General features: G+C 62.9%; 11 protein-coding genes and 1 tRNA gene. 10 read left to right on the forward strand and 2 right to left on the reverse strand.

Annotated elements, in window-relative coordinates; genetic code table 11:
- Positions 1-5: 5 nt before the first annotated feature.
- The gene (locus tag VUN82_06950) at positions 6-1,094 is read right to left on the reverse strand and encodes an AAA family ATPase (protein ID XAS73565.1); all 1,089 of its coding nucleotides are present in this window, start codon (positions 1,092-1,094) and stop codon (positions 6-8) included.
- A 158-nt stretch (positions 1,095-1,252) separates the two neighbouring features.
- Between VUN82_06950 and VUN82_06955 the strand changes: the two genes are divergently transcribed.
- The 6 genes from VUN82_06955 to VUN82_06980 all read left to right on the forward strand — a co-directional run bounded on the left by VUN82_06955 (position 1,253) and on the right by VUN82_06980 (position 8,905).
- Positions 1,253-2,149 carry a TatD family hydrolase gene (locus VUN82_06955; GenBank protein ID XAS73566.1) on the forward strand — a complete coding sequence of 299 codons (897 nt, stop codon included), beginning with the start codon at positions 1,253-1,255 and terminating at the stop codon, positions 2,147-2,149.
- Positions 2,150-2,443: 294 nt separating this feature from the next.
- A complete protein-coding gene (locus tag VUN82_06960; GenBank protein ID XAS73567.1) occupies positions 2,444-3,586 on the forward strand; it encodes a transglycosylase family protein in 1,143 nt (380 codons plus the stop codon).
- Positions 3,587-3,612: 26 nt separating this feature from the next.
- Complete coding sequence (rsmA, locus tag VUN82_06965; GenBank protein ID XAS73568.1) at positions 3,613-4,494, forward strand: 16S rRNA (adenine(1518)-N(6)/adenine(1519)-N(6))-dimethyltransferase RsmA; 882 nt, start codon at positions 3,613-3,615, stop codon at positions 4,492-4,494.
- On the forward strand, positions 4,491-5,483 hold the full coding sequence (locus tag VUN82_06970; GenBank protein ID XAS73569.1) for a 4-(cytidine 5'-diphospho)-2-C-methyl-D-erythritol kinase: 993 nt from the start codon (positions 4,491-4,493) through the stop codon (positions 5,481-5,483). The genes rsmA and VUN82_06970 overlap by 4 nt, the downstream gene beginning before the upstream one ends.
- A 36-nt stretch (positions 5,484-5,519) precedes the next feature.
- Entirely contained in the window at positions 5,520-7,349 is a 1,830-nt protein-coding gene (locus VUN82_06975; protein ID XAS73570.1) for an ABC-F family ATP-binding cassette domain-containing protein, read from the forward strand.
- Between the two features lie 339 nt (positions 7,350-7,688).
- Positions 7,689-8,905 (forward strand): IS3 family transposase gene (locus tag VUN82_06980; protein XAS73571.1). Its coding sequence is split into 2 segments (ribosomal slippage): positions 7,689-7,953 and positions 7,953-8,905, totalling 1,218 coding nucleotides; the frame shifts between segments, so codons are not numbered across the junction.
- Between the two features lie 295 nt (positions 8,906-9,200).
- Here the strand turns inward: VUN82_06980 and VUN82_06985 are convergent.
- Positions 9,201-9,800, reverse strand: coding sequence for a TetR/AcrR family transcriptional regulator (locus VUN82_06985; protein ID XAS74640.1), 600 nt, complete (start codon positions 9,798-9,800; stop codon positions 9,201-9,203).
- Positions 9,801-10,063: 263 nt separating this feature from the next.
- Between VUN82_06985 and VUN82_06990 the strand changes: the two genes are divergently transcribed.
- From VUN82_06990 to VUN82_07005, 4 genes are all read left to right on the forward strand, one after another.
- A tRNA-Gln gene (locus VUN82_06990) sits at positions 10,064-10,135 on the forward strand.
- 124 nt (positions 10,136-10,259) lie between these two features.
- Positions 10,260-11,765, forward strand: coding sequence for a bifunctional UDP-N-acetylglucosamine diphosphorylase/glucosamine-1-phosphate N-acetyltransferase GlmU (glmU, locus tag VUN82_06995; GenBank protein XAS73572.1), 1,506 nt, complete (start codon positions 10,260-10,262; stop codon positions 11,763-11,765).
- The gene (locus VUN82_07000) at positions 11,762-12,742 is read left to right on the forward strand and encodes a ribose-phosphate diphosphokinase (GenBank protein ID XAS73573.1); all 981 of its coding nucleotides are present in this window, start codon (positions 11,762-11,764) and stop codon (positions 12,740-12,742) included. Before glmU ends, VUN82_07000 begins: the two co-directional genes overlap by 4 nt.
- A 304-nt stretch (positions 12,743-13,046) precedes the next feature.
- Entirely contained in the window at positions 13,047-13,619 is a 573-nt protein-coding gene (locus tag VUN82_07005; GenBank protein XAS73574.1) for a 50S ribosomal protein L25/general stress protein Ctc, read from the forward strand.
- The last annotated feature ends 140 nt before the right edge of the window (positions 13,620-13,759 follow it).

The raw sequence follows: 13,759 nt of genomic DNA on the forward strand, positions 1-13,759 counted from the left end.
GTCTCCTATGCGCTTTGCTTGTCCCTGCGCCACGCGCCAGGCGGCTCCTGGGCGACCGGGAGGGAAGCGAGGATGCCACGCAGGACGGTTTGGGGAGTATCGCCGGAACTCGCGGCCTTCCGGTCCAGGATGATGCGGTGGGCGAGTACCGATTCGACCACGTCCACGACGTCGTCGGGAAGAACAAAATCGCGTCCATCCAAAGCTGCCGTAGCCTTCGCGGCGCGCAGCAACTGCAGCAAGGACCGCGGACTGGCGCCGAGTCGAAGGCGGGCACTTTCACGGGTGGCCCGGCCAATGGCAACCGTGTATTCCTTGATGGCCGTGGACACGTAAACCTGCTGGACGGCTGCAATCATGGCTGCCACATCGGCCGCTGTGACCACCGGGGTTACGTTGATCAAAGGAGAGGACGCCTGATGCGTTTCCAGCATCTCGATCTCGGCATCCCTGTCCGGATAGCCCATGGAAATCCTGGCCATGAAGCGGTCGCGCTGGGCCTCGGGCAGTGGATAGGTGCCCTCCATTTCGATGGGATTCTGCGTTGCCACCACCATGAAAGGCAATCCCAGCTGGTACGAATGCCCGTCCACCGTCACCTGATGCTCTTCCATGCACTCCAGGAGCGCGGACTGGGTCTTGGCCGAGGCGCGGTTGATTTCGTCGCCGATCACGATGTTTGCGAACACGGCACCCGGCCGGAACTCGAACTGCCGCGAAGACTGATTGTAGATGGACACGCCCGTCACATCAGAGGGCAAAAGGTCCGGGGTGAACTGGATACGGGACACTGTGCAGTCCACGGTCCGGGCCAGTGTCTTTGCCAGCAGGGTCTTGCCAACCCCGGGCACATCCTCCAGCAGGAGATGGCCCTGGGCCAGGAGAACCGTCAGTGCAAGCTTTGCTGCATCTGCCTTGCCATCGATGACCTTGCTGATGGATGCCAGGATGCGCTCGCTGGCATCGTGGAAACGTTCCGCGTCCATGACCTGCGGCTTGTGTCCGTTGAGCGCCGCGGCGTCCCGGGGCAGCGCACTGTACGCCTCGCCCTGAAGTCGGGTAGGTTCAACGGTGACTTGTCGCTTGGACTCCATGGATTGCCCTTCAGCCGTGGCCAACGCCGGTGTCGGCCGTCTGTCCGTTCCAGACTACCCAGACTTTGGCCGTCCCTGACATAGTGCTCCGGGAATTTATGTGCCAACTGGAATTTGTCTCCAAGCATGGGGGACCGCGGTCCGATTAAGGTGGGAACATGTGCAATTCCCTCGCCCCCGCTCCCTACCGCGCGTCCTCTGATGCAACAGAAGCATCGGATTCCCGCAAAGAGTACCCGCCAGCCCCGGAACCGCTTCCCGTCCCTGTGATGGACAACCACACCCACTTGGACTTCCGGCACGGTTTGATCGAAGTCGGCGTTGGGGATGCCATGGATGCCGCCGAAGCTGTTGGTGTCCAAGGGGCGATCCAGGTTGGCTGCGACCTGGAATCCTCGCGCTTCACGGTACAAGCTGTCCAGGCCGATGCCCGCCTGCTGGGAGCCGTTGCCATCCACCCCAACGACGCACCCGCCTACGCGGGGCGGGGGGAACTGGAATCGGCGCTGGCAGAGATCGAGGAACTGGCCCGCCACCCACGGATCCGTGCCATCGGCGAGACAGGATTGGACTTCTTCCGAACCCACGGTGAGGGCCTGACACATCAGCGGTATTCCTTCCGGAGGCACATCGACATCGCCAAGCGGCTTGGCCTCACGCTGCAGATCCACGACCGCGACGCCCACGATGACGTGGTGCAGGTGCTGAACGAGGAAGGCGCCCCTGAGCGGGTGGTTTTCCACTGCTTCTCCGGCGACGAGGAACTGGCCCGCATCTGCAATGACAATGGCTGGTACATGTCCTTTGCAGGGACTATGACGTTCAAGAATGCGGGCAACCTCAGGGCAGCGTTGGCTATTGCCGAGCCCAGCCGGATTCTGGTGGAAACAGATTCGCCATTCCTCACGCCACACCCGTACCGTGGCCGGCCAAATGCGAGTTACATGGTGCCATACACCGTTCGCTCGATGGCGGAAGTGACAGAAGATGACCTTTCGGAACTTTGCGCCAGGCTTGCTCAAAATACCGTAAATGCCTACGGATCGTGGGGCTGAAACGGGCTGTTCGAACCCCACTGGGACTGACGGCGATGAATACCCGGTATGTAGAATTCTTGGTCCGTTTATAACGGATCGGTTACTGTGTACAACAAGTAGCCGGGGTCGGGGAAGGCCTTCGGACAACTGGCCCGGATCCGTCCGGGCTCTTTAGTTGAATGTATTTGGCGGCGCAGATGCCGGCAGCAGAGGGTGGGACCAGGCTTTTTTGCCTGGCCCCTCAGTTTTGCGGCTGGCATTGTTTTTTGCGCTTTTCCCCGTGCCCGGATGGTCTGAGAGTTATGGGCAATCGTGATCAAGTTCTTCACAACGGATGGCAAGTTCAGCTTTCTCAAAGTCGGTGCCCAGTTGCTGGTTGTTGTAGCACTGGTGGTCGGTGTAGTCGCCTTCGTCGGCAACAACAAGACAATCACCCTGAATGTTGACGGCAAGGTGAGCTCCATCCAGACCTTCGGCGGCACAGTTGACCAGGTGGTCAAAGCAGCCAAGGTCGAGTTGAAGGACGCAGACCGTGTTTCACCGGACCTTGATACCCAGGTGGAAAACGGCTCGGTGGTCAATATCAACCTCGCCAAGGCCGTCTCCATCGAATTGGACGGCGCCCGCAAGACCGTCAACACCAACGCGCCGGACGTCGCCGGCTTGGTGAGTGAACTGGGAGTCGCTAGCTCCTCCGAAATCTCCCAGCCGAAGGACGCCTCCCTGGCTGTTACCGGCTCCTTCGTTTCCATCTCCACGCCCAAGACGATCAGCTTGGTAGCTGACGGCAAGGACACCAGCACCACCACGACGGCGCCCGACGTCGCCACCGTCCTGAAGGACGCCGGAGTCACCTTGGGTGCCAGCGACCGCGTCTCCCAGCCCGGCAACGCACCGGTCATCCAGGACATGGTGATCAAGGTCTCCCGGGTGGACACCAGCAAGACCGCCGACGCCACTGAGGAAGTGCCGTTCGAAAGCGTCAGCACCGATAGTGCCGATCTCTACAAGGGCGACGAAAAAGTGACCCAAAAGGGCGTTGCAGGTTCCGTTGTGAAGACGTTCAAGCTGGTCCTGGTGGATGGCCGGGAAGCTTCCCGCACCCTTGTATCCAGCAATGTCACCACCCAGCCCGTCACCGAAAAGATCGCGGTCGGAACCAAGGCCCGCCCCGTCGCTGCCAAGGCTGCCACGTCCAGTGGTCCCACCGGCGCCCCGAACGAAGCCATGTGGGACAGGATCGCCCAGTGTGAGTCCGGCGGAAACTGGTCCATCAACTCCGGCAACGGATACTACGGCGGACTGCAGTTCTCCAGCCCCACGTGGTTGGCCAATGGCGGCGGCGCCTACGCCCCCACCGCCAACCTTGCGACCAAAGCACAGCAGATTGATATCGCCAACCGCCTCTACGCCAGGAACGGCCTCAGCGACTGGGGCTGCGCGCACGCAGCCTGACCCCGCACAGGCGATACGATACCTAGGTGACTGAACCGAATTCCGAACCCTCCGCCGTCGTGCCTTTGATGGGCGCCACAGATATCCGACGGTTAGCCGAGGAAATCGGTGTCCGCCCCACCAAGACGTTGGGCCAGAACTTTGTCATTGACGGTAATACGATCCGCAGGATTGTCTCAGCCGCCAATATCGACGCCGGGGAAACCGTCCTTGAGGTGGGTCCAGGTCTGGGCTCCCTGACGCTTGGCCTGCTGGACGCGGCGCGCACTGTTGTTGCAGTCGAAATCGATCCCGTGCTCGCCAGGAAGCTCCCCGAAACTGTTCGTGCATGGCGGCCCGAGTCTGAAGAAAACTTCCACCTGGTCCTCTCGGACGCCATGAGGGTGACGGAACTGCCAGTGCAACCGACAGCACTGGTGGCCAACCTCCCGTATAACGTGGCCGTCCCCGTGGTGCTTCACTTGCTGCAACACTTCCCGAGCCTGCAGCATGGCCTGGTCATGGTGCAGGATGAGGTCGCAGACCGCCTGGCAGCAACTCCCGGTAGCAAGATCTACGGCGTGCCCTCGGTCAAGGCTGCCTGGTACGGGCACATGCGCAAGGCCGGCGTGATCGGCATGAACGTGTTTTGGCCTGCTCCAAAGATCCACTCAGGACTCGTTGCCTTTACCCGTCATGACCCACCCGCCACCCACGCCACCCGGGAGCAAGTGTTTGCTGTCATTGACGCCGCGTTTGCCCAGCGTCGTAAGACCCTCCGTGCAGCGTTGGCTGGATGGGCAGGCAGTGCGGCAGAGGCCGAACGGTGCCTCGTCGCCGCAGGCGTTGATCCCACAGCCCGGGGCGAGGTCCTGGACATCGCTGCCTACGTCCGGATTGCCGAAGCCCGCCACCCAGCGGACGCATGAGTCCGAACACCCGCAAACCCAGCGGCCTGCCATACGCAGGCGATCGCTTCCATGCCCGAACGGTCCGGGTCAAAGCGCCCGGGAAGATCAACGTTTCCCTGAGCGTTGGTCCGTTGCGCCCTGACGGCTACCACTCCGTGGCAAGCGTCTACCTGGCCGTTTCCTTGTACGAGGAAGTGGCGGCCACCAGCACCGAAGCTGAGGGAATTACCGTCAGCATCAGCCCCAAAAGCACGCTGGACCTGGACGGCGTCGACATTCCCCTGGACGAAAGCAACTTGGCCTACAAGGCCGCAGCCATCATGGCAGAGCTGTCCGAGAAACCAACCGGCGTCCACCTTGAAATCACCAAACGCGTGCCGGTTGCCGGAGGTATGGGTGGGGGCTCCGCCGACGCCGCCGCTACGTTGCTTGCCTGCGATGCCCTGTGGAACAGCGGCCTTTCCCGCGAGGAACTTGCCCACCTGGCAGCCGAACTGGGCGCGGACGTTCCGTTCTCGCTCCTGGGCGGGACCGCCGTCGGACTCGGTGTTGGCGACAAATTGTCACCCGCGCTTGCGAAGGCACAAATGGACTGGGTGCTGGTATTTGCCGACTATGGCCTCTCCACGCCAGACGTTTTCCACACGCTGGACGGACTTCGCGACTCCGAGGGCGTGGAAATCCCCGAACCCGTAGACGTTGACCCCACAATCCTCCAGGCCCTGCGCCACGGAGATCCCGAGGCCCTCAGCCGGGTGCTGATCAATGACCTCCAGCGGGCATCCATCGCCCTGGCCCCACAGCTCCGGGACACCATCGGCCTGGGCGAAGCTCGCGGCGCCCTGGCAGGCATGGTGTCCGGATCCGGGCCCACCATCGCACTGCTTGCCAGGGACTCGGTGTCCGCCAGCGTCCTCGCTGAAGAGCTGACCCATCGAGGCCACACAGCAGTCGCCGTCCACGGACCCGTGCCCGGCGCCCGGATCATCTCCGATACCCTCCTTTAGTAGCTCCCGCATTCCAGCAGTAGAAAGTAGTACCCATTGGCCCACCTGCTTGGCGGCGAAAACCTCACCGTTTCGTTCGCGACCCGCACTGTCCTCGACGGCGTCACCCTCGGTTTGGAGGATGGCGACCGCATCGGCATGGTCGGCCGCAACGGTGACGGAAAATCAACCCTCATGCGTTTGCTCGCCTTGCGCTCGACGCCCGACTCCGGCCGCGTCACCAAACGCGGGGACGTCAACGTCGGCTACCTCGACCAAGGCGACGTGCTCGACGGCGACCTGACAGTCGGCGCTGCAATTGTCGGCGACCGCGCGGACCACGAATGGGCGGCCAACCCCAAGATCCGCGAAGTCATGGGCGGGCTGGTAGGGGACGTCGATTGGCACGCCAACGTCCATGCCCTCTCAGGCGGGCAGAAGCGCCGTGTCGCGCTGGCCAAGCTCCTCATTGAAGACCACGACGTCATCATGCTGGACGAACCCACCAACCACCTCGACGTCGAGGGCGTCGCCTGGCTGGCAAAGCACCTCAAGACCCGCTGGCGCGCCAACCAAGGCGCGTTCCTGGTGGTCACCCACGATCGCTGGTTCCTTGACGAAGTTTGCAACTACACGTGGGAAGTCCACGACGCGATGGTGGACATGTTCGACGGCGGATACGCCGCCTACGTTTTGGCGCGCGCCGAGCGCGACCGGACGGCCGCCGTCGTCGAAGGTAAACGCCAGCAGCTCGTCAAAAAGGAACTGGCCTGGCTCAGGCGCGGCGCCCCGGCCCGGACTGCCAAGCCCAAGTTCCGGATCGAAGCCGCCAACGACCTCATTGCAGACGTACCGGATCCCCGGGACTCCGTAGCGCTCAGCAAGATGGCCACCGCGCGGCTGGGCAAGGATGTGCTGGACCTCGAGAACGTGACCCTTGATTTTGTCGACGGGGCGGACGGGCAGAAACTCTTCGACAACATCACCCTGCGGCTCGCCCCTGGCGAACGACTTGGTTTGGTGGGCGTCAACGGGGCTGGCAAGTCCACGCTGCTCAAGCTTCTCAACGGCGAAATCCAGCCCACGTCAGGGAAAGTCAAACGCGGCAAAACCGTGGTCACCGCCGTGCTCACCCAGGACGTGAAGGAGCTCGACGACGTCTCGGATCTGCGCGTCATTGAGGTCATCGAGCGGGAAAAGCGGTCCTTCAGCGTAGGCGGTAAGGAATTCACCGCCGGCCAGCTCGTGGAGCAGCTCGGGTTCACCAAGGAAAAGCAGTGGACACCCGTCAGCGACCTCTCCGGTGGTGAACGCCGTCGACTCCAACTCCTGCGCCTGCTGGTAGGGGAGCCCAACGTACTCATGCTCGACGAGCCCACCAACGACCTCGATACTGACACCCTGGCCGCCGTCGAAGACGTCCTGGACGGTTGGCCCGGCACGCTGGTTGTGGTGAGCCACGACAGGTACCTCCTGGAACGCGTCACGGACAACCAGATGGCCCTCCTTGGCGATGCCAAACTCCGCGGCTTGCCCGGCGGTGTGGACCAATACCTCGAACTGCGCGAGGCGGCACTTGCTTCCGGCGCCGTTGGCGGCGGCTCGGGTGCTCCCACTTCTGCGAGTGGCGGTGCTTCTGCACCCGTTGCTTCAGGCGCCAGCGAAGCCGAAAAGCGTGAAGCCCGCAAGGACCTCAACAGGATCGACCGCCAACTCGGCAAGATCGCACAGCAGGAGGAAAAGCTCCACACCCAAATGGCCGCGAAGTCCGAATCCGGCGACTTCGACGCGCTGGGCGAACTCAACGCAAAGCTCCAGGAACTCCTGGACGAGAAAGAAGGCCTGGAGCTCGAATGGCTCGAGGCCGCCGAAATCCTCGGCGAGTAGTTTCGTAGCGCGGGGCCGGCTGTAAACATCCTCTGCGTGCTGCTCCTTCGTCGCTTTGACGCACGCTGCCGGATGTTTACAGCCGCCGATGCTGCCCGCCGTCGGTTCAGATGCGGCGGGGGTTGGGGGTTATTGGGCTGGTTCGTACCCCGCTTTGACGCACGCTTCCGGATACCCGCCGCCCCGCCTCTGAACGTTCTCTCACATCCCACAGGTTTCTGACCGACGTTCTCTCACGTCGTGCCCATTTTTGACCGACGTTCTCTCACGTCCTGCGTTTTTTTGACCGACTGCGGTCGTATGGTTTTGTGAGACAGCTTGATGGGAGCTTCAGTTCAGATGACCACGCCCAGAAGAAAATACGATGCCGCTTTCCGTGAGGATGCTGTGCGGCTTGTTTTGTCCACGAACCGGTCGGTGAAACAGGTCGCCGAGGAGATCGGGGTGAAGGAAAGCACGCTGGGGAACTGGCTGCACAGGCATCGAGAGAGCCACCAGGGCGCCGCGCCGGTCCTGCCTGAAGAACGGGGGCCGGTGCCGTGGGACGAGCACCGGAAGGCACTGGCCGAAAATGAGCGGTTGAAGGCCGAGGTCGAGTTCCTGGGAAAAGTCAGCGCCTTCTTTGCCGCGAAGCAAAAGTAGAGGACTTCTACGAGTTCATCGAAGCGGAGAAGGCCAACTATTCCGTGGTGTGGCTGTGCCGGGCGTTGAAGGTCTCCCGGGCCTCGTTCTACCGGTGGCGCGCCCCTGCCGGGCCCTCACCGCGTGCCGTGCGGCATGAGGATCTGGTCACCGCGGTTACCGGCCTGTACGAGAAGGAAAATGGCCGTGCCGGCCGTGACCAGCTGACGCTTTTGCTCAACGCGGCCGGGACCAAGGTCTCCGCCCCCACCGTCGGGGCGATCATGCGAGAAAAGGGCCTGCGGGCCATCCGAACCCGGGCCTGGAAGAGGACCACGGTCCAGGACCCGCAAGCCAAGACCGCCCACATCGAGAACCACATGCTCGATGAACAGGGCAAACGCGACTTCACCTCCGCAGTGCCCGGGACCCGTCTGGTCGGAGACATCACCTACCTGCGCACCGGCGAGGGCTGGCTTTATCTGGCCACCGTCATCGACCTGTTTTCGGGCATGGTCATCGGCTGGTCCATGGCTGCCCACATGCGGGCAAGCCTGTGCACCGCAGCCCTGCAGATGGCACGGAACCACGGCCGTTTCGCCGAGCATGGTGTGGTGTTCCACTCCGACCGTGGCACCCAATACACCTCTGACGAATTCCAAGAATGGTGCGGCCAGAACGGGGTCACCCAGTCCATGGGCAAGGTCGGGGTGTGCTGGGACAACGCGGTCGCCGAGAACTTCTTCTCCCACCTCAAAACCGAGTTCTACCACCACCACGGATTCGGCTCCAGACTCGCAGCCCGGACCGGAGTGATGGACTACATCGAAGGCTGGTACAACCGCCGCCGTCCCAACCGCAGGGCCGGCGGCATCCCACCGGCCGCCGCCCACGAAAACCACCACAACCGCGCCCAGGAACCCCTGGCCGCCTAACACCAACGAAACTGTCTCAAAAACTTGACGAGCGCAGACGTTCTCTCACGTCGTGCCAGTTTTTGGCGGATGCTCTTTCATTTCCCGCACAGGGCCTGCCTCTGCCAACCCCTGGATCCACCGTTTATCCGACACTCCCCAGGCCAGCGACGAGAGTCCGACCGCAGCGGCCCCGGGTGGGGATGTGAGAGAGCGGGGGGAGACGGGTGGGGATGTGAGAGAAGGATGGGGAAACGGGTGGGGATGTGAGAGAGCGGTGGGAAAAACGGCGCAGGATGTGAGAGAGGGATGGGGGTCAGCCGTCGGAGCGGAGCTCGGGCTCCTTCTGCAGCCCCGTCAGTCCGTTCCAGGCCAGGTTCACCAGGTGAGCTGCCACCGCGCGTTTGTCCGGCTCACGGCTGTCCAGCCACCATTGGCCTGTCATCGCGACCATTCCCACGAGCATCTGAGCGTACATAGCGCCGTCGGCAGCGCTGAATCCGCGGCGGGCGAATTCATCCGAGAGCAGGTGTTCCACCCGGGCGGTGACGTGGGAGAGCAACGTGGAGAAGGCGCCTTCGGGTTGTGAGGGCGGTGCGTCGCGCATGAGGATCCGGAAGCCGTCGGTGCGGTCTTCGATGTAGCCAAGGAGTGCAAGTGCTGCGCGCTCCACCAGGACGCGGGGTTTGGCCTCCGTGCTCAGTGCCTCGGTGATGGAGTCCAGGAGGATCCGGAATTCGGTTTCGACAACCTGCCGGTAGAGGCCCTCCTTGGACCCAAAGTGCTCGTAGATCACGGGCTTGGAGACGCCCGCACTGGCGGCAATTTCTTCAATTGTGGTGCCGTCAAGGCCCTTGGCTGCGAAGAGCGCCCGGCCAATGCCGATGAGCTGGGAGCGGCGCTGTTGTCCCGTCATCCGCAACCGTACAGGGCGGTCTCCCAGAGGCTCGAGGCCGGCTGCGGGCCGGGAAAGTTCAGTGCGCTTGCTCACGTGTCCATCATGCCCTAACCCGCCGCGCGGCTGGTCCGGAAGCGCCGTAACAGGGCATCTGGAGACCCGTCGCAGCGGGTCAAGTCGCGAACCATGCAAAGGTCATGGCAAACTAGATTCTTGTGTGTGCATCCCGGTGATCCGGGAAACCGTCAGGCCCTGCCGCCTGGGGGTGCAAGCATGCGCGGTCCGCTCTGGTGTAATGGCAGCACCCCGGCCTTTGGAGCCGTGGAGTATAGGTTCGAATCCTATGGGCGGAACGGTCGGAAAATGCGCTCCACTCTGTACCTGGAACAGCTCGAACGGTGCCTGGGTCCATAGTTGGAATGGCAGCATTCCGAAGCCGGGTTACCCGGGACAAAACCGAGCAAGGAGAGCCAGTACGTGAGCCCCGAAACCACCGGTCCCGCAGCAGTCATCGTCTTGGCTGCAGGTGCCGGAACGCGAATGAAGTCGCGGACTCCCAAAATTCTCCACGAAATCGGCGGCCTCTCCATGGTGGGTCACGCCCTCCTCGCCGCCCGTTCCATCAAGCCTTTGAAGCTGGCCCTTGTTGTCCGGCACGAGCGCGATCGCGTCGCAGAACACGTCTCCGCGCTGGATCCGGAAGCCGTGATCGTTGACCAGGACGAGATCCCCGGCACGGGACGCGCTGTGGAGGTTGCCCTCACGGCCCTCGACGCTGAAGCCGAGCTCACCGGCACTGTGGTTGTCACCTACGGAGATGTGCCCCTGCTGACCGGCGAATTGCTGGGCGAGCTCGTGGCCACGCATGAAGCCCAGGGCAACGCCGTTACAGTGCTCACTGCCGTTTTGGACGACGCCTCGGGTTACGGCCGCATCCTTCGCGCCGAAGACGGCACAGTCACCGGCATCCGCGAGCACAAGGATGCAAGCGAAGCCGAGCACACCATCCTTGAGGTCAACTCGGGTATTTACGCCTTCGACGCCGCTGTGCTGCGGAATGCGCTGACGCGGGTCACCACTGACAACGCGCAGGGCGAGATGTACCTCACCGATGTCCTCGGCTTGGCGCGCGACGCCGGTGGCCGGGTTGCCGCCGTCGTCACCCAGGACCGCTGGCAGGTTGAGGGCGCCAACGACCGCATCCAGCTTTCCGCGCTCGGCGCCGAGCTGAATCGCCGCATCGTCGAGTCCTGGATGCGGGCGGGCGTGACCGTGGTGGATCCCTCCACCACCTGGATCGACTCCACGGTGAGGCTCGATGAAGACGTCCGCTTGCTGCCCAATACGCAACTGCACGGTTCCACCACTGTGGCGAGGGACGCCGTCGTGGGTCCCGATACAACGCTGACCGATGTCAACGTTGGCGAAGGCGCCAAAGTGACCCGCACGCATGGCTCAGGTTCCACTATCGGCGCCAAAGCAAGCGTTGGACCGTTTACCTACCTCCGCCCCGGCACGGTACTGGGGGAGACGGGCAAGATCGGCGCCTTCTACGAAACCAAGAACGTGACCATCGGCCGCGGTTCCAAGCTGTCCCATCTCGGCTACGCAGGTGACGCTGAAATCGGCGAGGACACCAACATCGGCTGTGGCAACATCACCGCGAATTACGACGGCGAGAAGAAGCACCGCACGGTGATCGGCTCGGGCGTGCGCACGGGTTCAAACACCGTCTTTGTAGCGCCAGTGACCGTGGGTGATGGCGCCTACAGCGGCGCCGGTGCCGTCGTCCGCAAGGACGTCCCGCCGGGAGCCCTCGCCCTTAGCCTGGCCGCACAACGAAACGTCGAAGGTTGGGTGCAAGACAACCGCCCGGGCACTGTCTCCGCGAAGCTGGCGCAGGCCGCGCAGGACTCCCTGCTGACCCCCGCCCCCACATCCTCACAATCTCCAGCAACCACAGAAGAGGGCAAACAGGCATGAGCGAAATTACCGCACACGGCGAGAAGAAATTGATTCTCGCCGCCGGAAGGGCACATCCGGAGCTGGCGCAGGAAATCGCGAAGGAGCTGGAGACCGAGCTCCTGCCCATCGACGCCTACGACTTCGCCAATGGGGAAATCTATGTCCGTTCAGCCGAGAGCGTGCGCGGCACGGATGCCTTCGTCATCCAGGCACACCCGGCCCCGCTGAACAACTGGCTTATGGAGCAGTTGATCATGATCGACTCCCTCAAGCGCGCCTCTGCCAAGAGGATTACGGTTGTTTCACCGTTCTACCCGTACTCCCGCCAGGACAAGAAGGGCCGCGGCCGCGAGCCCATTTCCGCCCGCCTGGTAGCGGACCTGTACAAGACCGCCGGTGCGGACCGCATCATGTCCGTGGACCTGCACACCTCCCAGATCCAGGGCTTCTTCGATGGCCCCGTTGACCACCTGATGGCGATCCCGCTGCTTGCCGACTACATTCGCACCAAGGTGGAGGCGGACAACATCACTGTTGTTTCGCCGGACACCGGCCGCGTCCGCGTGGCCGAACAGTGGGCGGAACGACTGGGCGGTGCCCCGCTGGCATTCGTTCACAAGAGCCGCGACCTCACGGTGCCCAACCAGGCCGTCTCCAAGACCGTTGTTGGCCAGGTTGAAGGCCGCACCTGCGTGCTTATTGACGACATGATCGACACCGGTGGAACCATCTCCGGCGCCGTCCAGGTCCTTAAGAACGCCGGCGCCAAGGATGTCATCATCGCTTGCACGCACGCCGTTTTCTCGGATCCGGCAGCGCAGCGCCTCGCTGATTCCGGCGCACGCGAAGTTGTTGTCACCAACACCCTGCCCATCCCGGCAGAGAAGCGCTTCCCGCAGCTCACGGTGCTGTCCATCGCACCGTTGATCGCGCGCGCCATTCGTGAAGTGTTCGACGACGGGTCGGTCACCAGCCTCTTCGACGGCAAAGCCTGACGCCGGACGACTGACGTGACGGGTCATCCGCCGCCTCCGGGCGTGTGGGTGGCCCGTTTTCAGTAATGAAGGTATCCGCTGGTAAACTCTTGGGGATACCTTGGCGAGGGAGAGCACATCCGGTGCGCGTTTTGAACCGGAATTGCGGGTCTCCGTTATCGACTGGGTCTGCATCTCCTTCGACACAGGCGGGCTTTGCTGCTGGACAGCAACGATCGCCGGGCGTAGAAGGTCCACAGACCTCCGCCCTTGCTGATCGACTTGTCCGGAATTTCCCGGACGCCACAGTAATCAAGGAGTACACATGTCTGAGCAGAAGCTCACCGCAGAACTGCGCACGGAATTCGGCAAGGGTTTTGCCCGCCGTGCACGCATGGCCGGCCAGATCCCGGCTGTCATCTACGGCCACGGCGCAGAGCCGATCCACATCAACCTGCCCGGCCGCGCCACCACGCTGGCTGTCCGCGTTTCCAACGCCCTGCTGGCGATCGACGTCGACGGCGAGCAGCACCTGACGCTCGTCAAGGACATCCAGCGCGACCCGGTTAAGCAGATCATCGAGCACGTTGACCTCCAGACCGTCCAGGCCGGCGAGAAGGTTACCGTTGACATCGCCATCCACGTTTCCGGTGAAGTTGCTCCGGGTGCTGTTGCCAGCCTCGAAGCCACCACGGTTTCCCTTGAGGCCGAGGCAACCCACGTGCCTACCGCCGTCGAGGTTGACATCGAAGGCCGTAAGGCTGGGGAGAACATCCACGCATCGGACCTCGTCCTGCCGAAGGGTTCCACCCTGCTCACTGAAGGTGACACCCTGGTGGTCCGTATCTCCGAGACCGCTTCTGAAGCTGAAGAAGAAACCACGGCAGCAGCTGAGTAGTCTTTGACTATTTGAGGCAAACGCCTTTTGAGTGGCCGGGTACCCCTTGGGTCCCGGCCACTTTCTTCTTCCGTCCCACGCAAACTCCGGGACCCCCATCGCTGACCCGATTCCCTGACAAGACTCCCTAGGATGAGACC

The organism is Micrococcaceae bacterium Sec5.1 (genome assembly GCA_039636795.1).
Taxonomy (GTDB): domain Bacteria; phylum Actinomycetota; class Actinomycetes; order Actinomycetales; family Micrococcaceae; genus Arthrobacter.

Coding starts and splice junctions, on each gene's coding strand:
- VUN82_06955 (XAS73566.1), top strand. CDS start 1,253: ATGTGCAATTCCCTCGCCCCCGCTCCCTACCGCGCGTCCTCTGATGCA.
- VUN82_07000 (XAS73573.1), top strand. CDS start 11,762: ATGAGCGAAATTACCGCACACGGCGAGAAGAAATTGATTCTCGCCGCC.
- VUN82_07005 (XAS73574.1), top strand. CDS start 13,047: ATGTCTGAGCAGAAGCTCACCGCAGAACTGCGCACGGAATTCGGCAAG.
- VUN82_06985 (XAS74640.1), bottom strand. CDS start 9,800: ATGACGGGACAACAGCGCCGCTCCCAGCTCATCGGCATTGGCCGGGCG.
- VUN82_06950 (XAS73565.1), bottom strand. CDS start 1,094: ATGGAGTCCAAGCGACAAGTCACCGTTGAACCTACCCGACTTCAGGGC.
- VUN82_06970 (XAS73569.1), top strand. CDS start 4,491: ATGAGTCCGAACACCCGCAAACCCAGCGGCCTGCCATACGCAGGCGAT.